We start from the raw sequence: 21,188 nt of genomic DNA, 5'->3' as shown, positions 1-21,188 counted from the left end.
AAATCACTTTTCAAAATCCAAATATCCTCCCTTGAAAAACTCGCTTATATAAAAGAATAATCCTAATTTAGCGTATCAAACAAAAGCATCATGAAAGTTTCCTTTCCTCTTATCCGTGTTGAAGAATTAAGCCAACTGTATCAGGATCAAAAAGATTTTGTACTGATAGATGCTTCTGCAGGTGCACAGGCTTTTGATCAATACCGTGCCGGACATCTACAGGGAGCTTTGTTTATGGATCTGGAGACACAACTGGCAGCAGTACCTCAGAATGCCGCTGACGGAGGTCGTCACCCCCTTCCGGAACCCAAGATCTTTGCAAATATACTTTCAGAATCAGGGATACTCCCTTCGCATCGTATTGTGGTATATGATGATAAAAACGGAGCCAATGCAGCTGCCAGACTATGGTGGATGCTCAAAGCAATCGGACATGAACAGGTACAGCTGCTAGACGGAGGACTGCAGGCTGCAAAAAACTATGGAATACCTCTTAGCAACAGCTTGCCAACTCCGCTACCGGCATCTGTATATCCTTCGAGAGACTGGTTATTACCTGTCGCTTCCTTTGCTGAAGTGCAGCAAGCTTCCACCGATGACAGCTATACCATAGTAGATGTACGGGATCAGATACGCTATGATGGTATTACAGAACCTATAGACCTGATTGCCGGACATATCCCCAATTCGGTCAATATCCCGTTTCAATCCAATCTGGATAATACCGGATTATTCCGCACACCGGAACAACTGACAGCTCAATATCAGCCTTTACTGGAATCCAAAGGCGCAGCACAACTCATTGTTCACTGTGGCTCAGGAGTCACGGCCTGTCATAGTCTTCTGGCATTTGCCGCAGCAGGACTGGAAATCCCTAAACTATATGTCGGCTCGTGGAGTGAATGGTCCAGAAATAATCTGCCCATGATTACAAAAGCCAATAATTAATCCGTTATGCAATTCAGACATGCCATCTTATCCGATCTGATCAGGATCGTTGAAATTTATAATTCTACTGTAGCATCACGTGTCGTCACTGCTGATACCGAACCGGTAAGTACCAATAGCAGAATCCCGTGGTTTGAAAAGCATGACACAGAAAAAAGACCGCTGTGGGTTCTTGAAAATGAAGAAGGACTGATCATCGGATGGATCAGTTTTCAGTCCTTCTACGGGCGTCCGGCTTATCAGGCGACTGTAGAGATCAGTATTTATCTCGATGAGGCTTACCGTGGGCAGGGGCTTGGAAAACTGGCTATTGATTATGCTATACAACAGGCTCCGGCTTATGGCATCAAGACGCTTCTCGGATTTATATTTGCGCATAATACAGCGAGTCTTCACCTTTTCGAACACTTTGGCTTTGAAGAATGGGCCATGCTTCCGGATATTGCCGAACTTGATAGTATAGAACGAAGCCTCAAAATCTTAGGAAAAAAAATCTAAATGATTCTCTGAAACATGAATAAAGAAAACAATTATATAGAAATAAACAAAACGTCGTGGAATACTAAAACGACAGTACATATCAACTCAGATTTTTATGACGTTGAAAATTTTAAAAAGGGCAAATCTTCTTTAAATGATATTGAACTACAGCTGTTAGGCGATATAAAAGGTAAGAAAATATTGCATCTGCAGTGTCATTTCGGTCAGGATACACTTTCACTTGCGCGTATGGGAGCAGATGTCACAGGTATAGACCTGTCTGATAAAGCCATACAGGTGGCTCAGGAATTAGCGACCGAATTAGAACTGACAGCACGCTTTATCTGCAGTGATGTATATGCACTTCCTCAGGTATTAGAGGAAGAGTTCGATATCGTGTATACCAGCTATGGCACTATCGGCTGGCTTCCGGATCTGGATAAGTGGGCTTCTGTCGTTTCAAAATTTCTGAAACCTGACGGAAAATTTGTATTTGTTGAATTCCATCCATTTATGTGGGTCTGGGATGAAGATTTTAAGCATATCCAATATTCTTATTTTAAAGATGGAGCCATTATAGAAAATGTGACCGGCTCATATGCTGACCGGGAAGCTGATATTGCTCATGAAACAGTATCCTGGAATCATGCTTTAGAAGAAGTATTCAACAGCCTAATAGGACAGCAATTAACTATCACATCGTTTAATGAATACAAGTATTCGCCGTATAGCTGCTTTAACAATCTGGTAGAAATAGCTCCTCAGCAATTTCAGGTGAGAGGAATGGAAAATAAAATTCCAATGGTCTACTCTTTAACGGCATCAAAACCTAAAGTATAAGTATATAAATAGTAAAGCCACGACAGATGTCGTGGCTTTACTATTTCGGATAAGTATCAGCTTATTTTTTAGCAACTTTTACCAGCCATCCTGCATCTGTAACGGCAAAAAGCTCTCCGTTTTTACCTTCGATTACAGCGCGAAACCGTTGGCCCTGATCAGCCAGTAAACGTTCTTCACCCACTACTTTATTATCTTTAATCACTAATCTAGCGATATGTGTACCACTTAATGCAGCTATAAACAGGTTGTTCTTCCATTCCGGAATTGTATTGCTGCTATAGAAAGTGATTCCACTTGGTGAGATCACCGGATCATAATAATATACAGGTTGTTCAAGACCGTCTTTTTGTTGAATAGCCTCTCCTATTTTAGCTCCGCTGTATTCCAGTCCGTAGGTAATAGTCGGCCAGCCATAGTTTTTGCCAGGCTTCACAATATTCACCTCATCTCCTCCTTTAGGTCCGAATTCCGTTTCCCAAAGGTCTCCGGTCTCCGGGTGCAGCGCCAGTCCCTGCACATTACGGTGTCCGTACGAGTAGATTTCAGGACGTGCATTCGCATTGCCTTCAAATGGATTGCCCGGAGCAGGCTTACCCTCTGGAGTGATCCGGATAATCTTACCCAGTGCCGATTTCAGATCCTGTGCCTGAGGACGGGTTTCCAAATCAGAACGCTCTCCGGTACTGAAAATTATATTTCCTGTTTTATCAAATAAAATACGGGACCCGTAGTGTAAAGTACCATTATATGCAGGAGTTGCCTGATATATAATCTGCGCATTTTGAATACTTTTTTCATCATCAGCCAGCTTACCTTTACCTAATGCAGTCAGGTTCTTACCATCTACTTTATGTGAAAAAGTCCAGTACACCATACGATTGGAAGCAAACGAAGGATCTAAAGCAATCCCTAAAAGACCTCCCTGTCCTTTTGCATCTACAGGAGGAAGTCCGGTGATCGGCTCGCTTAGTTTTCCGTCGGCAGTTGCGATACGTAGTGTTCCCTCCTTTTCTGTGATCAGCAGACGTCCGTCAGGCAAGGAAACCAGACCCCATGGAGATTTCAGATCACGACTTAATATTTTGACTTCATATGCTGTAGCTGTCTTTACTCCCTTGATACGGGTTTGCCCCACAAAAGCAGGTTTATAGTCGGTATTTGCAGGATTCTTTTCTACAGACGGATAAGAAGTGGTATCCGTACCGGATACTTCCTCACCGTTTTTCGCATTCGAATTACAGGATGAGAATAAAGCTATCCCCGAAAGTAAATATGCTAATGGAAGTTTAGTTTTCATAGATTATGCGTTGTTTATGTAGTAAATATAAAAATTTTGACGGAAAAAACTGGTTCACTGCCCGTGACTATAGAAGACTCTCCTGGCAAACAGTATGTTATAATAAGTAAACGCAGTTTTACTAATTTTGTTTATACCGATAGATATTTTGTCATTAGAAGTACTTTAATGTTACCTCCTGATGTGGTCTCTTAAAATTGAAAAGGTTTATAAGAAAGTGACTTATCGACTATTTCTTCGGCAGTAAGATCGTCAAACGCTATATCAAAAAAATAGTTTGCTGCATGCGGATCAGGAATATTACCAATGACTCTCTCTTCCCCTATGGAATAACTTTATAACTAAAAGCAGCATATTTCAATAGCAATTCAGTTTCGTAAACTTTCAAAAATAATCTCCGAAACTCAGCCAGTTTTTGTTCTTTTTCTGAATTCTGGATCAGGATACAGTTCGTTGACCTGGCTAATTTTGATATGACAATAACGTCATCATTTTTTAATTCATTTTACTATGAACAAATCAATTTTTTATCATGCCGGCTGTCCGGTTTGCGTTAGCGCAGAACAAGACATTATTACTCTTATCGGAGAAGCTAATGTGGAGGTTGTAAATATCGGAGAAGACAGAACCAGAATCCCGGAAGCCGAGAAAGCAGGTATTCAGTCCGTACCCGCATTGGTGACACCTAACGGAAATGTTTTGCATATCAATTTCGGTGCATCTCTTGAAGATGTGAAGGGTTAAATCCTATTAAAGCTGCAGAGCAGCGAATGTTTTGCAGCTTTAATAACAGAATCATAACCAGTCCCGGATAACAAAGCAAATGCAACTACTCAAAATTTAATGTCCTGGAAGTAAGCCTGCCGCTTCCCTCTATTTCAATACGGTCAGAAAACAGCTTCATAATTCCATATGCATTTTGAGATTCTGTTTCTATCATTCCTTCTAACGTAATCACAGGAACACCCTTGTACCGTGCAAAATTTCCTTCATGATGATGCCCTGATATAACAGCGCGTACACGCGGATGCTTTTCAATAACCGACAATATTTCCCTGTTATTCAAGGCTTCAAAACCATTCTCCGGAAAAAGCGGGTGATGGGTAAAAATAACAATATCTCTGGAAGCGGCTTCTGCTTCAGCAAGCTGTTCCTGCATCCACGACAACTGTCTGGCACTGATCCCCCCATTCCAGGGTGCTGCATTTTTTCTTCCCTGATCCTTCAGATTTGTATTCAGCTTGTTCCAGTCTTCAAAAGCGGCAGATCCTTCGGTAGTCGCATATTTTGAAAGTTCATTTGTGTTCAGTATAATAAATGTCCAGTTTCCAAGTTCCCATTTATAATAAGAGGCTGGCATGCTGAACTGCAAAAACAAACTGTCTTTATCCGGTGCGTCGACATAGTCATGATTTCCAAGTAAACCATACACAGGACTTTTCAATCTTTGCAATCGGGACATCACTGCAGGGAGGTCTTTAATTCCCTGATCAACAAAGTCACCCATAACCACAGAAAAATCCAATGACTCTCTATTAAGAACAGAAACCGCTGTATCTAACTTAAGAAGCGCATTTCTGTAATAGCGGGTTCCGCTAACCTCTTTATCGGCATATTGCGGGTCTGCAATCAGACCTATTTGAACAGGCTCTTTAACTTGCTGCGCATCCAAATTAAAATGCAAAACAGAAAATAAAACAAACAGCAGTAACAATCTCATATTCAGCATTTCTTATTTTTTTATAGGTTTATTTCCCCACATGCCCCACTTTCAATCTTATTTACAAAACACAGTAAAAGCAACAATTCAGATGTGTACATAAGATTGTTGCTTTAAGAAACTCACTCCAATACTCTTCCTGAAACAGACATTACTTCTTCAGAAGAGCCTTTGCGCTTACTTTACCAAAAGCGTTGGCGGCCAAAGGACTATCTCCGGTTATCAACTTACGGTCTACATGACAGGCTCCGCTAATATCCGTATTCAGAATTTCAATTCCTAATGCTTCCAGTTTTGCTCCATAAAACCAGGGCATCTCACCGGGGACATATCCAATTTCGGGAGTTTTGGTATCGATCTCATCCGGAAATGAATTTATCTGATAACCCTTGTATGGAAAATCCTCCGGAGATTCCTTAACGGAAGCCGCAAGTAATGCCGCCGGGCCATGACAGATCGCCAGCATAAATATATCCTTATCTATAGACCAGTTAATTATCTTTTTCAAGTCTTCATTTTCAGGTAAGCCAAGCATAGCACCATGTCCACCCGGTATAAATACAGCTACATATTCAACCGAAGTCTCCATATTATCGGTTACAAATTTTCGCAGACTTTTTGGTTTGTCTAATTGGTCCTCATATCTGACCAGAATTTCTTTGACTGCTTTATCTTCAGAAGGCATAGCCCACATTTCCAGAGCTACAGGCTTGCCGGTAGCGGTGTAAATATCTGCCTCAAAGCCGGCAGCTTCCAGATGAAGCAAAGGTACAAGTGTCTCTACAGGATGGTTGCCGGTAGAAAACTTTTTGCCGTTTTTCATTTCCATATACCGCTCTTCGGTACATACAACCAATATCTTTTTATTTTTATTGCTGTTTGCATTTTCGTAAACCGTATGATCATAATCAGTTTTAGGTGTAACAAACATAGCTCTGGAAAAGGCAGATGGCTCATAGCCTGTTCCATCGAAAACAGGATCTTTACTTAGTTCTTGTGTCATAATATATCGCTTTATTCTATACTAATAACAGCTATCTGGCTCAATTGTGTTTCAGTTTCACAAATTCCTCCGTTTGCTGGCATCTTATGTTCAGCAGCAAAAGATCATATTTCTCTATTTCAGGTCCAAGCGAAGGCTGTGTTTCCCGGCCTCCAGCGTCAGGACATCTGTATTCCTGATATTTTCAGGAGGATAAAAAGTTGCTGATGAATTTGGTGGTATTTCGATTTCGTATTTAACGGTACCATCACGAACAGTCCATGATGAGAGAATATCTCCGTAAGGAGAAGTATACGTTATGGAAGATTGATTCAGTCCCTTTGGAAATATAGGTTTTAACAGAATATGTTTAAATCCGGGTTGCCTGGAATCCGGCAATATCCCTCCTATGGATTTAAAGAACCAGCCTCCGATCTCTCCAAACATCATATGATTATCTGAAATGTCTCTTTTGGCATTCAGATCCCAGTTTTCGAGTAAGGTTGTTGCGCCATTGACGATCCACCAACCCCAGGATGGATATGTATCCTGCACGGCCACCTTATAAGCTGTTTCGGCATATCCGTTGTCCTTCAAAGCATTCAGTAGAGCCTTTGCTCCTAATACCCCTACATCCAGATGAAAATTCGTCTCTTCTACTTTTTTGTTTAAGTTGGCTGCGACCCTGTCCCTGATATTTTCCGGAACGACTCCCCAGTGTAACGGAACACTCAGTTCGGTCTGCGTTCCACTGGCATAGATAGCGCTGGAAGAATCTAAAAACTTATTATTAATGGCTGCTTTGATCTTTTTATGCAAGGCTTCATACTTCTTTTGATCTTCTTTTTTGCCCAATAATTTTGCCGCAGAAGACAGTATGGTCGCATCCACAAAAAAGTAAACCGAGGAAGTAAGCTCCAGATTAGATTGAGATTTGACAGGTACCCAGTCCCCTCTTCCAAAAGTCGTCAGGCCGCTCGGACTAATACTGTCTACGTAGTCCACATAACGTTTTATATTGGGATAACAATCTTCAAGCAATCGCGGATCCCCGTAAAACAGGTAAGCCTCCCAAGGGATAATGGCAATCGTACTTGTCCAGTCTAATCCGTTAGCAGTACCATATCCCCATCCTCCGGTAGGAATAATATCCGGCAATACCCCATTAGGCTGCTGTTCATCTCTATGATCGGCCATCCACTTCTCATACACTGTTATGGCGTCAAAATTGTAAAAGGCAGTTTCTATAGCCAGATGCCCGTCTCCCGTCCATCCGTTCTTCTCTCTTTGAGGGCAATCCGTAGGATATCCCATAAGATTAGAAAGGTAAGCATTATTAGTGGCCTTCCAGAGACTGTTTACCAAAGCTGAAGATGTTGCCAGCTTACCGGCAGCAGCTACATCGCTGTGCATGAAATAAGCTGTTAACGTGGATTCGTCCATTGGCAGAGCTTCACTGCTGTTTATTTCAACATAGCGAAATCCTTTATAAGTAAATCTGGACATAAATTCATCTTCCTTTTTACCACTAAGAGTTACGATATCCGTTTGAAAAGGTTCTGTCTGCTTATCTCCCAGATAATACACATCAATATTAGACTGATCCAGTCTGCCGTCAGGATATAAGCGCTCTCCATGCCTGATATGCAGAACAGTACCTTCAGGGCCTCTGATTTTCAATTGTGTGATTCCGGCCATATTCTGCCCCATATCGAATACATACGTTTTTTCATCTATTTTACGGACAGATTGGGGTTTGTAAGTGTTGACTAACCGGATAGGTGCAATCTGTTGAGAGACAATCGTCGGGGATGGCGGATTTCTGTAGCGGATATCCTGCCATTCAGTATCATCAAATCCGGGTTTATCCCATTCCGGGTTTTCGAGACGAGCATCATAATGCTCACCGGTATAGATATTATTATAGGTAATCGGACCTGAGGAAGTTTTCCAGTTATTATCAGAAGTAATCGTTTCTTCACTCCCGTCCGTATAGACTATACGCAGGTCCATACAAAATGCCGGCCGGTCCCGCCATGGAGCCTTATGAAAATCCCAGACCGCTAAAGGCTGATGGTTATACCAGCCATTACCCAATAGTATCCCCACTGCATTTTTTCCGGAGCGAAGCTGAGCCGTCACATCCTCTACCACATACAGTGTACGTCTGTCGAAACGGGTATACATCGGATTCAATCGCTGATCTCCGATCCTCTTGCCATTTACAGAAAGCTCATAAAGTCCCGCCACAGCCACATAAGCCCGGGCAGATTTAATTGGTTTTTTGATATCAAATATTCTCCTGAAATAAGGTGCTGCCTTATAATGGATATCGTGATTGTCGCTGATCCACTTTCCTTTCCATCGCTCCGCTCCCATCATACCTGTCTCAAAAGATGCAATGGAGGATGTACCGGCTGTCCCATCCTTATCCCAGACCCTGACTTTCCAGAAGTATTTTGTCTGCGCTTTCAGATCGGGTCCTCTGTACTCAACCAGCATATCTGATACGGATTGCCTGCCACTATTCCAACGATCTCCTTTATCCTCTGCTAATGCCAGAGAATCACTGCTTACAAAGATCTGATAAGCGGATTGCCGTGCTCCTTTTCGTTTATCGCTTAGCTTCCAGCTAAAGCGCGGCTTAGACGTATCTATTCCTAAGGGATTTACCAGATGTTCACATTTCAGCCCGATGGGCATACATTCGGTTTGTACCCGGCTATAAACAATACTGTTCATACACACAATAGCAATCAATAAAAGTTTACGCATTTTCTTATCCTATTTTTCATAGCCTTTTCCTCTTCCGGACAGACGAAAGCAAAAAAGTTTGATAACAATATAAAAAGCTATTAAATTGTTTTAGTTGGTTCAGAAACGAATATATCAATTATTTTCAAGATATTAAAAAGGTTTACAAGGAGTTATACTCAGAGAGATTCAGCACATGTAATCAACTTCGTTTAGTCAAAAAAAAAAGATAACAGTACACAAAAAAAGCGAAGTATTAACCTCGCTTTTTTTATTGTATAAATGCTATTTCTCAAATTCAAAATTTTCTCTTTGATCTGTAAGCGCATCATAGACTACATTCCCTTCTTCAATAATATAACAGATGTCCATCTTATTTGCGTTATATCGTATATAAGCAATAAGATCCCGGTTGTGGCCATCCAGACCTTCCTTCCCTTCACCGTAATGCTGATTGATAATGTCTGTTTTCTTGTATATGTAAAGGGAATGCAGTGCATATTCTTTCCTGCTCAGGCCTGCCCTTTTTTCTTCGGCTTTACGTTTCAGCAGTTTATATTCCTCCGGACGATACGAAAAGTCTCCGTCTGCATACAAATAATCGATCCGGTTTGTATTACCTTCCTTTTCAAATTCATATCCGGCAGATACTAAGTCTTTAAGTTCAAAGTCACCTTTTTTTTGAGCTACACAACCCGTTATTACAACAAATAGCAGCAAGAACTTTTTTATTCTCATATCGATTTATAAAATATATTCTAAATATACATCTTTGGTATTTAGTTCCGGCATCCCTTTAACCCTTCATTAACCCTTTATTAACCAACTGTTTTGGATAGTATGTTCATATTTGCTGTACAATAAGTAAAACAAAAACAATGAAAAATCTCACTCTCTCAGCAATTGCAATCTTGTTCTCAGTACATGTCTTTGCACAAAAATCAGCGACTTCAGAAGCTACATCTTCAAGTAAAACAAGTATTTCGACATCTGTCACAAACAAGCAGCTTTCGCTTACTGCCAGCTTTGATACGGATAAAGAAAAACAACTGAAAACCTTAATAGCCAATACACTGGGTAAACCAACTGAAAATAATAAAACATCAGCTACATGGACTTCCTCAGATGGCTACACGGTCATCCTGAGATCTCATCATCTCCTGATCGATGTGGATAAGACAAAGGTTTCTGAAGACCTATACAAATCATTTGAACGACTGAAAACACAGATTCAATCTACTATCAATGCTCAGGATTAATGAGCATTGATAGTAGCATTCCATACAGTTTTATAGTGTTTCTTCTTTAGCCATCACCTCTACTTTAGGAGGCATCAGCTTGTATACTACAGGTGTGACAATGCGGGACAGCAGAGTCGAGCTGATCAATCCACCGATAATAACAATAGCTAACGGAGAAATCAAAGGATTACTGGACAAAGCAATAGGCAACAGTCCACCGATGGCGGTCAGTGTCGTCAGAATAATAGGTAAAAATCTGATTTCTCCGGCTTCTTCAATAGCATCATTCAGCGATTTTCCTTCTGACCGCAGCTGATTGATAAAATCAACCAGTAAAATAGTATTTTTTACCTCTATACCGGCTAATGCCACAATTCCGATTGTCGCCACAAATGAAAGTGAATTGCCTGTAAACAACAGTGCCAGCACAGCTCCGACTATACCTAAAGGTATCACAGAAAGCACGATCAACGTGCTCTTGAAGGTTTTGAATTCGAGCACCAGTACGGCAATAAACATAAACAAGGTAACCAGTATAATACTGCCAAAACCACCAAAGGACTGATTTCGGCTTTCGATCTCCCCTCCCATTTCATAACTGTATCCTGCAGGCAACCTGAAAGTATCCATCTTCTGTTTGACATCCTGAATAACCTTATCATTCAAAAATCCCTTTTGTACAAAGGCATTTACAGATATCGTCCTTGTCTTGTTGTAGTGATTGATACTCAATGGTGAAGTTTCCAGTTGCAGCGAAGCAACCTGCATCAGCGGAACGGAAAGTCCCTGATTGTTATTGACATACAAATTATCAAACACACTCAGATCAGGATAAGACGGATGACTGGTTGTCAGCAAAATACTGTAGTCGTCACCTTTAGAATTGGGATTGACATATTTACCCACATCGATACCTGCGACAGCCATACGTACGGTCCTGTCAATGTTGATCGTGGCAATACCCAATGCCTGAGCCTTATCTTTATTAATATTGACTTTAATATCCGATTTCAGATTTTTCAACGGATTATTGACATAGATTGTTCCTTCGGTCTGCAACAGCATATTTTCAATCTGGCCACCCAGATTACGAAGAGTGTCCAGATTATCACCCAACAGCCGCACTTCTACAGGCGAGATAATGGGTTGTCCCTGTTCAAAATTCTTCACTTCTACCTTTGCTCCCGGATAAGGGGTCCATTTCTTCCGCAGCATTTCGATAATCTCCAGCTTACGGTCTGATTTGACATCAGGCTGCAGGAGTACAAATAGTTCCGAAAAATCTGTGCGTTCGTTTTGAGGCAACACATTATAATAAATCCTCGGATTACCCTTTCCCACATTGGAAGCGAAATAACGTACTTCGGGAATCTCCCGGAGTTCCTTTTCGATCTGTCTGGTAATGGAATCCGTATAGTGCAGATTCGATTGCAAAGGCGTAGAAATATTGATTAAAAACTGTGGCTTTTCAGAAGCAGGAAATAAACTGAATCCAACGACCGGAATCAATGCAATTGACCCTCCGAAAATAACCAATGCAATCACAATCGTCAGTACAGGTCTGGCGAGTGCTTTATCCAGTAATCGGGCATAAGAGCCATGGATAATCTTCTGTAGTGTACGTAGAAAAATATTGCCATTCGCATCTGCATGTGGTTTTAACAGTTTACTTGACAGAAACGGAACTACCGTCAATGCAACAAGCATAGATGCAATCACGGAACAGATAACAGCTACCGGAAGGCTTCGTATAAATTCTCCCGAAGCTTCAGGAAGAAACATGAGAGGCATAAAAGCAATCACCAATGTCGCTGTACAACCGATAACAGCCATACCGATTTGTTTAGTTGCTTTCAACGTTGCATCCAGACGACTATGTCCGTCCCTCATCCAGCGTTCTATATTTTCTACGACTACAATACTATCATCCACCAGCAGCCCCAGTGCGACCACCAACCCTACAATACTCAACTGGTTAAGACTGAAACCCAAAGCACTGATCATCACAATCCCGATAGCCAGAGATAGCGGAATAGACACCATCACCACCACAGATGCTCGAGTCCCCAAAGGCAGAAGTGTGACAATAACCAACAGGATCGCTATTACAAAATCTATCCCTAATCCACCCAGACGACTGTTTACATTATCTGCCTGATCAAATATAACCTGTTGATCAATATTGCCGGGCAAGGTCTTTTTGAACGTATCGATGACAGGCAGGTAAGCTTTTTGTGCTGCCGTAATATTGCCACCTGATTTTTGTGCCGCTACGACAAACAAGCAACGGTATCCGTTCAAACGGGTAATATCCTTATCCTGTGAGTAATCGAAATAAACATTTGCCACATCTCTTAAAGCGACATTTTTGCCGTTACCACTAAAGACAACCGTATTTTTGATTTCATCGATATTCTGATAATTTCCACTCGTTTTTATATTGAATGATTTATTACCGGCATTGACACTTCCCCCCGGTATATTGGCAGCTTCACTTTGTATCGCATTAGCAATCAGTGTCACAGGAATATGCATCTGAGCCAGTTTTTCCAGATTAAGATCTACTCTGACCAACTGATCAGGCAAGCCCATAATTTCCACGTTCTTAAGCGAAGGTATTTTTTCAAGAGCTGTCTGCAAATCTTCTGCTGCAGCCTTCATCTTATCTCTGGATGCATTTTCGGACACCAGTGCGATCTGCAGTACATTCACATCCGAAGGAGATACCTGTTGCACCTCCATGCTGTATATCTCAGCAGGAAGATTCCCGCGCTCACTGTTGACCTCACGAACCAATTCCTGATACTTGTCATCTACATTGACATTATACTTATATTCGACAAACAGTACAGCCAGACCATCGCGAATAGTTGTCTTGATCGTTTTGATATTTTCCAGACCGTATATTCGTTTTTCGAGAGGCTTTACCACCAGTTCTTCCATATCCTTGGGGCTGGCTCCGGGATATACTACTACTACCGGATAATTTGGCGCATTCATATCCGGATCTTCGGATCTCGGCATAGTGAATATGGTAGAGATTCCCAGTGCCATGACCATCAGGACCATGATCAGGGTAAACTGATAATTTTTGACCGCGTATTCTGATATTTTCATTGGATTCTATTTGTTTATCCTTCTTACTTCACAATTTTTATTTTTGAGCCATCAGTGAGATAAGCACTTCCGGAAATAATCAATGCACGGGCATCTTCCAGACCTGCTCTGATATTGATTTTATCTTTCAACACGGCTCCCAGTTTCACTTTTACTTTTTTGGCGGTCTTCTCATCATCCGTCACAAACACATAACCTTCATTTTCACCGGCATCCAGAAGAGCATCGTAAGGAATCGAATAACTGCTGGTTGTCTTAGTCGGAATAATAGTCGCCTTTCCGAACAGTCCGGCAGCCAATCCTTTTGTATTGGCCTCATCCAGGGTCAGTTCTACTCCGAAGGTTCCGCTTTGCGGATCTATTCCTTCTGCTTTGCGACTCACTTTTGCCTGTAAGACCGTATGCGGAAGTGCATCAGTAGTAATGTCTGCTCTGTCACCGATCTTTAGCGCCGCCCATTGCTCATCGCTCAGGCCGATCTTCAGTACCCATTTACTCTGGTTTGCACCATTGATCTGCAGGACAGGAGTTCCCGGCCCTACCACCTGACCATCGTTAGCCAGTTTTTTCAAAACATATCCATTGCTGGTCGCTCTGATTTCTGAATAATTCTGATTGAATTTGATGGCGTCCAGTTGCTGCTTTGCAACCTGAAGAGCCGTTTTTGCATTCTGCATCTGTTCCAGTGTAGCGACACTGTCCCGGTACAGCTGACTCGCCCGGTCATAATCCCGCTGAGCCTTTTGATAAGATAATGTTACCTGTTGCACCTGCGCAGAGATTTCTGTCTGATTGACAGAAGCCAGTAACTGCCCTTTATGTACAGGATCTCCTTCTTTCACATATATTTTATTAATGATCCCTCCGTTTTTAAACGAAAGAAAAGTCTCATCATTCGTTGTAAACTGCCCGGAAGACTGAATAGCATGATTTGCGTCTTCCATCTGCAGCATCATTATTTTCACCGGAATAGTATCCTGATTAGCAATAGTAGAAGTTTGTGACTTGTTATTACCACAGGCACTGAGGCTCAGCGCCACAAGCAATAATACCGGATAAGATATGTTCATTTTCATCTGTATGAAATTAATGTATTGAATAAGCGGCCGTTTCGCGTTCCAGATCTGCCATTGCAGCTAACACTTTGTACCTGTTTATATTGACTAATAATTGAGCAGAGGTATATTGATTACGGGCATCAATAGTCTCGATGAATGTGTTTGTACCTGCTTTATACCCTTTTTCTATCAACCGCTGATAGCTGGATGCGGCTTCAAATTGTTTTAAGGATGACTGATAATTCTGATAGACTGCTTTAAGATTATTCTGAGCCGTCCGGGTCGCTAAGTTCAGCTGCTGAGTTACCAGATCGACCTGTAATTCCGCATTACGGAGATCCAGATTACTTTGTCTGACCTTGATATCATTTCTACCTGCAGTGAATATCGGAATATCCAGTTGCAGCCCTAACATGTAGTAGCGGGTATTGTTGTTAAATTTGAATCCTTCAGACTGAGAACCTAAGTCCACAAAAGCAGCCAGCTTAGGCACCGCATACTGCTTATTCATCTTCAGAGCCGTCCTGTTGATCTCTACAACCTGATCTATAGCCTTTAGCTCTTCCCTTTTCTCAGACTGAGACAGATCTGCCAGCAATATACTCACCTTATCCAGTCCTGCTTTATTATCTGTATCCGGATCTATATTTGTTTCCGCATTCCGGTTTAAGAGAAAATTAAAATACATCCTTGCATTCAGCACCTGTTGTTCCGCAGCGACCAGTTGAGCAGTAGCTTGTTCGACTTCACTTCTGGAGCGCAGCACATAAGCAGGCAACCCCTTCCCGCCTTCCAGTAACTTTTCGTTGACCCGCAGCCCTTCATTCGCAAGCTGTAAGCCTGATTTGTAAATATCCACAGCCTGCAATGCACTTTGATAGTTATAATAAGCCGTTTTAATATTTTTGACCAGATCCCGTTTATAAATCACCACTTCAAATTGCTGAAGTACGACCTGTTGTTCTGAAATACGTTTGTTATACATCAGATCTGTATTGATAATCGGCATGGTCGTCCGGATCTTAGCATCGTAGAAATTCTTCGGCAGGAAGTTGATATTCTGATTCTCCATTACCGGAAACTGACTGGATTGTGTAAGCTGATTAAGCGTTGTATAAATAGGATTCAACAGATCGCCCAACGGCAAAGGAATATTACGTCCGCCATCTGCAGTCTGATAAGCTCCCTGAAAAGCCACCGTAGGAAGAAAAAGACTCTTTGCCGTTTTCAAAGCGTACTGTGCTTTCTCTAATGATACATCCTTTTGCTGTAAGACAATATTATTCCGGAATGCTTCCGAAACATAGGCATCCAGTACTTCCTGTGCCTGTGAGGTAACTGTTATAAAGCCTGTCAGCAGAATAGAAAGGGCTAATCTGCCGGTATTAAAAAAATTCATAATTAACAGTGTTAATAGTTAACGTTTCAGACTTTCCAGCACCCTGATAAATCCTTCATACGTCTGGTCCATTACATTCTCTCCTTCTGCTACGGCCAGCTTGACCGATGCAACATGATCCAGATGCCCCTGCAATTTGAGGCTGCACAAACCATGCATGAGTGACCATACATTCAGCGCAAATGTATTGGCATCAAATTGTGTAAAATATCCTGCAGACTGACAATCTTCTACTGTGCGTATCAGAGCATTAAATGATTGCTCACCCTCTTCCCAGCCTTCGTCTACACAATTATTTTTAACAAATTCCAGCGGCTCTTTCTGAATAAACATCAGTTCATAGAAATCGGGGTTATTAAGCGCAAAGCTCATATAAACTCTTCCCATTGCCTTCAACCGTTCAAAAGGTTCATGTACGTATTGTAAAACCATAAATTGTGTCCCTAATAATTTAAAACCTTCCTGATGTAAGGCGTACATAATATCCGTCTTATCCTTATAATATAAATAGATCGTAGTCGGACTAAATTCTATTTTCTCCGCTATCTTACGTATAGAAGTTGCTTCATACCCATGTTTCAAAAACAACTCCTTCGCTGCATCCAGAATGCGCTGACGAAGATCTTCTTTATGCTTCTCTTTTCGTTCCTTTATTCCCATACTTATATATTAACAGTTCAAATATAATTAACACTGTTAATAAAAAGAAAAATATTAAAAAATTATTTTTAACAGTCGAATAATAATCAGACAAAACATATTCAATAAAACCTAATAATGAGACTATTAATAAATAATACAGATAAATAAAACAAATAATTAACACTGTTCATTATTTTAAAATTCATATTTATTTCATAAAATATTAGCATTAATGAGTAGCTTTAGCATAATGTTTGATTAATAGTTCAGCACAACACTTACATCTTATTGCATGACTATTTTTCTATATATCTTATCCGTACTGTGGATACTTATGACCTTTATCCCCCTTATCCGTCATGACTACTGGACATTCCGGGTTTTCGAGTATCCCCGCCTTCAAAAACTGGTATTGTCCGCAGCCACATTTGTGTCCGTGATCATATTATGCCCTTCAACAACATTTAGAAATATTCTACTGGCAGGATTAGGATTGACGATACTCTATCTGCTAAAACAGATTTTGCCTTTTACTCCGTTTTCAGCAAAACAGGTATTGAAGGTAAAAGACAACAGACCGGAGCAGGATCTTAAGATTATGATTTCAAATGTATATGAAGATAACAACAACTATGATGGTTGTATAGGTGTGATTAATGATACAGATGCGGATATAGTATTGCTGCTGGAAACCAGCCATGCCTGGGAAAAAGCGTTGCGCAGTATAGACAAAAAGTATCCGTACAGCGTCAAAGAGCCGATAGATAACACCTACGGAATGCTCTTGTTTTCAAAATTCGAATTAAGGGATGCTGAAGTAAAATATCTGGTAGAGGATGATATACCGTCTATACACACGAAGATCGTTTTGCAAAACGGACAGGAAGTACAAATCTATGCCTTACACCCTACTCCGCCCGTACCGAATGAAAATCCAAGATCGACAGAACGGGACAAAGAACTACTGTTAGTTGCTGATATGGCACGCAAATCCAGATTGCCGGTCATCGTATGCGGAGACCTGAATGATGTAGCATGGAGCTACACGACAGAGCTGTTCTTAAAGATGAGTCAGTTATTAGACCCCCGAAGAGGTCGTTTCTTCATGAATACATTCCATGCCCATTATCCGATTCTGCGTTTCCCGCTGGATCATATCTTCTGCAGTACGGATTTCAAATTAGTATGTATGAAGAGACTGCATAACTACGATTCAGATCACTTTCCGATATTCACGCATCTTCAGTTTGAAAATTCAGCAAAATATCAGCAGGAAGCAATGGAAGTTGATCAGGAAGATATAGAGATGGCTCAGGAGAAAAAAGAAAAGTGCTGATCATACAGCACTTTTCTTTTTAATATTCTATTCCCAGGACAGATTTTAACGGGATCAGTACGCCGCTTTTGATCTGTAAATATTTATCGGTAACAGACCATATAGTAGTCTCTATACGTTTTGGACCGTCTTCCGTTTGAAAGACGATTGTAGTTTTTGATTTAAATGCATTACCCAACCGCAGTGCTCCTTCTAATTTATCCTTCAACAATTCAGAATGATCTACAGGGGCAGGTATTATTTTATAATTTGGCAATTCTTCTTTTGCTATTAATTCTCCGATCATCATAATCAACAATTTTAAAATGTACACAGGAACCTTATGATACAAACGTCATTTCAGGCTTTTTTGTATCTTGTTAGCTAAATTTAGATATACTTTCACTTATAAACAACATCCATTCGTATTTTTTCTTTTACATGACACTATTTTGAAACAGATTGGGTTTCTTTGACATTTACATTATTTTTATGCTCAAACAGGATTATGGAAAGACCGTCTATATACGAGAAAGAGTGGGAAGTCAATTTCACTCATTGCTATGCCTCCGGCTTGATTAAATACGCCGAGATGAGCAATATGCTTCAGATCACAGCCGGCGAACATGCTATTGCTGCCGGGTTTGGCTTTTTTGAAATGGCCCGGAATAATCAGGCATGGGTGTTGAGCAGAATTCGGATGGAAATTTCCAGATTACCCAAGTGGCTGGATAAGATCCATATTAAAACCTGGGTTCAGGAATTTGAGGGAGCCAGGTCCATACGCAATTTCGAAATTTATGTTAAAGGAGAACTCTATCTGGCAGCAACCACCTACTGGGCAGTGATCAACACCCTGAAACGAGGCTCGGAAGATCTGGCGATTTCTACAGAAGGTTTTACCACATATCCGGACAGAACAGCGACATCCAAACCTTTTTCCCGATTAAACCTTGCGACGGAAACAGAATTTATTAAAAATTATCAGGTTGTGCTGTCTGATCTGGACATCGTCAAGCATGTCAACAATGTAAAATATATGGACTGGTGTCTGGACACATTGAAACCGGAGTTGGTACTGGAAAACAATATTCATTCTTTGGAGATGAACTATTTACGTGAACTCACCTATCACGATGTTGTCACCATTTCGAGTGCACATACCGATAAAGAGATCTTCTTTAAGGTTGAAAAGAATCCAAAGATCAATTTTCTGATGGCTATAGGGTTAAGATAAAAAAAGCGGACAGTTGTCCGCTTTTTTTATCTTAAGTTCCATTCTGTTATAATGCCCAGGCGTGCTCTCCTTTTTTATAAGGATAATTACCATCAAATTTCCCCGGAATTTTCACATAACGTAGCGCTTTAGTAGCGCCCAGTTCTGAAGTAAAGAAACCTGTAAGGGTCAATTGCTTGAACATCGTGAACCAGTGTGGCGGATCGCTTTTCGGCACACGATACATTTCATTTTGTTTCAATGCATCCTTTTCACGCTGTGCTTTTGTAGCTTCTGCCTGCTTAGCGTTGTATTCACTGGCTTCTTTATCAAGAATATTGACAAATTTAGTCTGATCTTCCTTACTTAGTTCCTGAAACTTCTTACCGAATTCCTTCTTAGCACGTTCATCAACAGTATTGATTCCGTCTAAGAATACCTTTTGCTCAGTGTCTGCATAACAGTCTCTGATCATGACAGGGATAAATTCTCCTACGCCTGCTTCCTTCGCTCCCGGTGTACTTGTTTTGGGCAAGATCGCTTCTGCCAGATCGCCAAGAAAATTGACCGAATCTTTTTCAAAAAGTTTTGCTGTATCTTTTGAAGCTGAACGTGAACAGCCTTCCAGGAAAAGATTAGCGCCAATGACAGTTCCTCCCATCAACAGGGCGACACGCTGTAATGCTTCTCTTCTATTCATATCTTTATCGTTTTAAAACGTTAATGCTTAAATTGTATACTTGATATCCCAACCTGTACGGTAATTTCTTTTCACAAACTGGTTGACTTCATCAAAGTTAGTCACTTTCATTTGTTGATTATCCCACAGTAATTTCAGGTTTCTACCCGGATATTTATTATTAATACGCATATCTGCGCCACGAATGGCCAGATTAGCCATTAATAATGCTTCTGTAAGCGGGCCAGCGATCTCAAACGGTGAGCTCACCTCTTTTTTACCATAGCCGGCAATACATGCTTCTACCCACTGACCATAGTGACCTTCTGCACCACCTGCAACACGTGCATATTTTTGTGCTACATTTTCTTTACGGGAAGTCGGAAGTAAACGTGCATTTTGTCCGTAAGTATCTGCCAGAATTTTTCCTTTCGTACCTACTAATAAAATACCATTACCACCATCACCAAAGATTTCATTAGGACCTAATTCATCCGGTCTCGGAGGTTGTATACCACCATCCATCCAATGTAAGGTCACAGGACCAGCAGTACGATTACCTTTAGGGAAGGTTAGTGTCGCATGACTGGAAGGGGGACAACTTTCTGGGAAATATCCGCGTTTGAATTCATCCACATAGACGGTACCCACACTCGCCTGTACATCCTGCACATAGGTCAATCCTAATGTACTGAAAGGCACTTCCAGCAAGTGACATCCCATATCTCCCAACGCACCTGTCCCATAGTCCCACCAGCCTCTCCAGTTGAAGGGAACTAATTTATCAATATAATCACGTTGAGGGGCAGTACCTAACCACAGATCCCAATCCAGCTCTTTAGGGATCTGACCTTTTTGTGTAGGCCATGGAATACCTGAAGGCCAAACCGGTCTGTCCGTCCAGCAATATACGGTATGTACGTCACCGATCATACCGGCTTCGTACCATTCACGTACCTGACGCGGACCATCATTAGAGGCACCCTGATTACCCATCTGCGTGACTACTTTATATTTCTTAGCCGCATCTGTCAGTACCCTTGCTTCCCACACATCATGAGTGAGAGGTTTCTGTACGTACACGTGCTTACCCAGTTGCATCGCTGCAAGGGATTGAATAGCGTGATTATGATCCGGAGTAGAGATAGAAACAGCATCTATATGCTTATGTTCCTTGTCTAACATTTCCCGGAAATCCTTATAATATTTTGCTTTCGGAAATTTCTTAACGGTACCTGCAGCTCTTGTATCATCTACATCACACAAAAAAGCAATATCGGCTTTACCACTTGCGAAGAATGAATTAATATCACTGGCTCCTTTTCCGCCAACCCCGATTCCGGCTACCTGCAATTTATCACTTGGTGCAATAAATCCGGTACCACCGAGTACATGGCGCGGCACAATCATAAATGCGGCAGCTGCTGTCGCAGCCGACCTTATAAAATCTCTCCTTGAAGTACTACTGTTTTTATCCATAATTTATGAAGACGTTTG

At 41.2% G+C, this 21,188-nt stretch carries 19 protein-coding genes; 7 read left to right on the top strand and 12 right to left on the bottom strand.

What is annotated here, in order from left to right:
- Positions 1 to 90 precede the first annotated feature (90 nt).
- Genes I6J03_RS17095 through I6J03_RS17085 form a run of 3 tightly spaced genes read left to right on the top strand, consistent with a single transcriptional unit; the run spans position 91 to position 2,268 of the window.
- Positions 91 to 948: a sulfurtransferase gene (locus I6J03_RS17095; protein WP_201693857.1), complete on the top strand. Its 858-nt coding sequence runs from the start codon at positions 91 to 93 to the stop codon at positions 946 to 948.
- A 6-nt stretch (positions 949 to 954) separates the two neighbouring features.
- Positions 955 to 1,446 (top strand): GNAT family N-acetyltransferase, encoded by a 492-nt coding sequence (locus tag I6J03_RS17090; protein ID WP_003003774.1) that lies wholly within the window; start codon positions 955 to 957, stop codon positions 1,444 to 1,446.
- A 15-nt stretch (positions 1,447 to 1,461) separates the two neighbouring features.
- Positions 1,462 to 2,268, top strand: a complete 807-nt coding sequence (locus tag I6J03_RS17085; RefSeq protein ID WP_003003776.1) for a class I SAM-dependent methyltransferase — start codon at positions 1,462 to 1,464, stop codon at positions 2,266 to 2,268.
- A gap of 61 nt (positions 2,269 to 2,329) precedes the next feature.
- On the opposite strand, the gene I6J03_RS17080 is transcribed toward I6J03_RS17085, so the two are convergent.
- A complete protein-coding gene (locus I6J03_RS17080) occupies positions 2,330 to 3,568 on the bottom strand; it encodes a PQQ-dependent sugar dehydrogenase (RefSeq protein ID WP_003003778.1) in 1,239 nt (412 codons plus the stop codon).
- Positions 3,569 to 4,078: 510 nt separating this feature from the next.
- Here I6J03_RS17080 and I6J03_RS17075 point away from each other — a divergent pair.
- Complete coding sequence (locus tag I6J03_RS17075) at positions 4,079 to 4,312, top strand: hypothetical protein (RefSeq protein WP_003003780.1); 234 nt, start codon at positions 4,079 to 4,081, stop codon at positions 4,310 to 4,312.
- 85 nt (positions 4,313 to 4,397) lie between these two features.
- Here the strand turns inward: I6J03_RS17075 and I6J03_RS17070 are convergent, their stop codons facing one another.
- The 4 genes from I6J03_RS17070 to I6J03_RS17055 form a co-directional block, all read right to left on the bottom strand.
- A complete protein-coding gene (locus I6J03_RS17070; protein ID WP_232279618.1) occupies positions 4,398 to 5,288 on the bottom strand; it encodes a metallophosphoesterase in 891 nt (296 codons plus the stop codon).
- Between the two features lie 151 nt (positions 5,289 to 5,439).
- A complete protein-coding gene (gene hchA / locus I6J03_RS17065; protein ID WP_003003784.1) occupies positions 5,440 to 6,291 on the bottom strand; it encodes a glyoxalase III HchA in 852 nt (283 codons plus the stop codon).
- Positions 6,292 to 6,405: 114 nt separating this feature from the next.
- Positions 6,406 to 9,045 (bottom strand): alpha-L-rhamnosidase, encoded by a 2,640-nt coding sequence (locus I6J03_RS17060; RefSeq protein WP_039989561.1) that lies wholly within the window; start codon positions 9,043 to 9,045, stop codon positions 6,406 to 6,408.
- 264 nt (positions 9,046 to 9,309) lie between these two features.
- The gene (locus I6J03_RS17055; RefSeq protein ID WP_003003788.1) at positions 9,310 to 9,762 is read right to left on the bottom strand and encodes a hypothetical protein; all 453 of its coding nucleotides are present in this window, start codon (positions 9,760 to 9,762) and stop codon (positions 9,310 to 9,312) included.
- 140 nt (positions 9,763 to 9,902) lie between these two features.
- Here I6J03_RS17055 and I6J03_RS17050 point away from each other — a divergent pair, with 140 nt between their 5' ends.
- Complete coding sequence (locus I6J03_RS17050; protein ID WP_003003790.1) at positions 9,903 to 10,283, top strand: hypothetical protein; 381 nt, start codon at positions 9,903 to 9,905, stop codon at positions 10,281 to 10,283.
- A 30-nt stretch (positions 10,284 to 10,313) separates the two neighbouring features.
- On the opposite strand, the gene I6J03_RS17045 is transcribed toward I6J03_RS17050, so the two are convergent.
- Genes I6J03_RS17045 through I6J03_RS17030 form a run of 4 tightly spaced genes read right to left on the bottom strand, consistent with a single transcriptional unit; the run spans position 10,314 to position 16,499 of the window.
- Positions 10,314 to 13,382, bottom strand: a complete 3,069-nt coding sequence (locus tag I6J03_RS17045; RefSeq protein ID WP_003003793.1) for an efflux RND transporter permease subunit — start codon at positions 13,380 to 13,382, stop codon at positions 10,314 to 10,316.
- 23 nt (positions 13,383 to 13,405) lie between these two features.
- Positions 13,406 to 14,458, bottom strand: coding sequence for an efflux RND transporter periplasmic adaptor subunit (locus I6J03_RS17040; RefSeq protein WP_003003796.1), 1,053 nt, complete (start codon positions 14,456 to 14,458; stop codon positions 13,406 to 13,408).
- Between the two features lie 10 nt (positions 14,459 to 14,468).
- Complete coding sequence (locus I6J03_RS17035) at positions 14,469 to 15,839, bottom strand: TolC family protein (protein ID WP_201693855.1); 1,371 nt, start codon at positions 15,837 to 15,839, stop codon at positions 14,469 to 14,471.
- Between the two features lie 18 nt (positions 15,840 to 15,857).
- Positions 15,858 to 16,499: a TetR/AcrR family transcriptional regulator gene (locus I6J03_RS17030; RefSeq protein WP_002993994.1), complete on the bottom strand. Its 642-nt coding sequence runs from the start codon at positions 16,497 to 16,499 to the stop codon at positions 15,858 to 15,860.
- A gap of 274 nt (positions 16,500 to 16,773) precedes the next feature.
- Here I6J03_RS17030 and I6J03_RS17025 point away from each other — a divergent pair, with 274 nt between their 5' ends.
- Complete coding sequence (locus I6J03_RS17025; RefSeq protein WP_003003807.1) at positions 16,774 to 17,817, top strand: endonuclease/exonuclease/phosphatase family protein; 1,044 nt, start codon at positions 16,774 to 16,776, stop codon at positions 17,815 to 17,817.
- A gap of 19 nt (positions 17,818 to 17,836) precedes the next feature.
- Here the strand turns inward: I6J03_RS17025 and I6J03_RS17020 are convergent, their stop codons facing one another.
- Positions 17,837 to 18,106, bottom strand: a complete 270-nt coding sequence (locus I6J03_RS17020) for a hypothetical protein (protein ID WP_002993992.1) — start codon at positions 18,104 to 18,106, stop codon at positions 17,837 to 17,839.
- A gap of 198 nt (positions 18,107 to 18,304) precedes the next feature.
- Between I6J03_RS17020 and I6J03_RS17015 the strand changes: the two genes are divergently transcribed.
- On the top strand, positions 18,305 to 19,033 hold the full coding sequence (locus tag I6J03_RS17015; RefSeq protein WP_201693852.1) for an acyl-[acyl-carrier-protein] thioesterase: 729 nt from the start codon (positions 18,305 to 18,307) through the stop codon (positions 19,031 to 19,033).
- Positions 19,034 to 19,079: 46 nt separating this feature from the next.
- Here I6J03_RS17015 and I6J03_RS17010 read toward each other — a convergent pair whose 3' ends face one another.
- Both I6J03_RS17010 and I6J03_RS17005 read right to left on the bottom strand, forming a co-directional pair.
- Entirely contained in the window at positions 19,080 to 19,712 is a 633-nt protein-coding gene (locus I6J03_RS17010) for a gluconate 2-dehydrogenase subunit 3 family protein (protein ID WP_201693850.1), read from the bottom strand.
- Between the two features lie 27 nt (positions 19,713 to 19,739).
- Positions 19,740 to 21,170: a Gfo/Idh/MocA family protein gene (locus I6J03_RS17005; protein ID WP_003003816.1), complete on the bottom strand. Its 1,431-nt coding sequence runs from the start codon at positions 21,168 to 21,170 to the stop codon at positions 19,740 to 19,742.
- Between the last annotated feature and the right edge of the window lie 18 nt (positions 21,171 to 21,188).

It is taken from the genome of Sphingobacterium spiritivorum (genome assembly GCF_016724845.1).
Lineage (GTDB): Bacteria > Bacteroidota > Bacteroidia > Sphingobacteriales > Sphingobacteriaceae > Sphingobacterium > Sphingobacterium spiritivorum_A.
Note: the sequence above shows the minus strand (reverse complement) of the source record. Positions and strands in the feature narration are given on the sequence as shown.

Coding starts and splice junctions, on each gene's coding strand:
- I6J03_RS17095 (WP_201693857.1), top strand. CDS start 91: ATGAAAGTTTCCTTTCCTCTTATCCGTGTTGAAGAATTAAGCCAACTG.
- I6J03_RS17090 (WP_003003774.1), top strand. CDS start 955: ATGCAATTCAGACATGCCATCTTATCCGATCTGATCAGGATCGTTGAA.
- I6J03_RS17085 (WP_003003776.1), top strand. CDS start 1,462: ATGAATAAAGAAAACAATTATATAGAAATAAACAAAACGTCGTGGAAT.
- I6J03_RS17080 (WP_003003778.1), bottom strand. CDS start 3,568: ATGAAAACTAAACTTCCATTAGCATATTTACTTTCGGGGATAGCTTTA.
- I6J03_RS17075 (WP_003003780.1), top strand. CDS start 4,079: ATGAACAAATCAATTTTTTATCATGCCGGCTGTCCGGTTTGCGTTAGC.
- I6J03_RS17070 (WP_232279618.1), bottom strand. CDS start 5,288: ATGAGATTGTTACTGCTGTTTGTTTTATTTTCTGTTTTGCATTTTAAT.
- hchA (WP_003003784.1), bottom strand. CDS start 6,291: ATGACACAAGAACTAAGTAAAGATCCTGTTTTCGATGGAACAGGCTAT.
- I6J03_RS17060 (WP_039989561.1), bottom strand. CDS start 9,045: ATGCGTAAACTTTTATTGATTGCTATTGTGTGTATGAACAGTATTGTT.
- I6J03_RS17055 (WP_003003788.1), bottom strand. CDS start 9,762: ATGAGAATAAAAAAGTTCTTGCTGCTATTTGTTGTAATAACGGGTTGT.
- I6J03_RS17050 (WP_003003790.1), top strand. CDS start 9,903: ATGAAAAATCTCACTCTCTCAGCAATTGCAATCTTGTTCTCAGTACAT.
- I6J03_RS17045 (WP_003003793.1), bottom strand. CDS start 13,382: ATGAAAATATCAGAATACGCGGTCAAAAATTATCAGTTTACCCTGATC.
- I6J03_RS17040 (WP_003003796.1), bottom strand. CDS start 14,458: ATGAAAATGAACATATCTTATCCGGTATTATTGCTTGTGGCGCTGAGC.
- I6J03_RS17035 (WP_201693855.1), bottom strand. CDS start 15,839: ATGAATTTTTTTAATACCGGCAGATTAGCCCTTTCTATTCTGCTGACA.
- I6J03_RS17030 (WP_002993994.1), bottom strand. CDS start 16,499: ATGGGAATAAAGGAACGAAAAGAGAAGCATAAAGAAGATCTTCGTCAG.
- I6J03_RS17025 (WP_003003807.1), top strand. CDS start 16,774: ATGACTATTTTTCTATATATCTTATCCGTACTGTGGATACTTATGACC.
- I6J03_RS17020 (WP_002993992.1), bottom strand. CDS start 18,106: ATGATGATCGGAGAATTAATAGCAAAAGAAGAATTGCCAAATTATAAA.
- I6J03_RS17015 (WP_201693852.1), top strand. CDS start 18,305: ATGGAAAGACCGTCTATATACGAGAAAGAGTGGGAAGTCAATTTCACT.
- I6J03_RS17010 (WP_201693850.1), bottom strand. CDS start 19,712: ATGAATAGAAGAGAAGCATTACAGCGTGTCGCCCTGTTGATGGGAGGA.
- I6J03_RS17005 (WP_003003816.1), bottom strand. CDS start 21,170: ATGGATAAAAACAGTAGTACTTCAAGGAGAGATTTTATAAGGTCGGCT.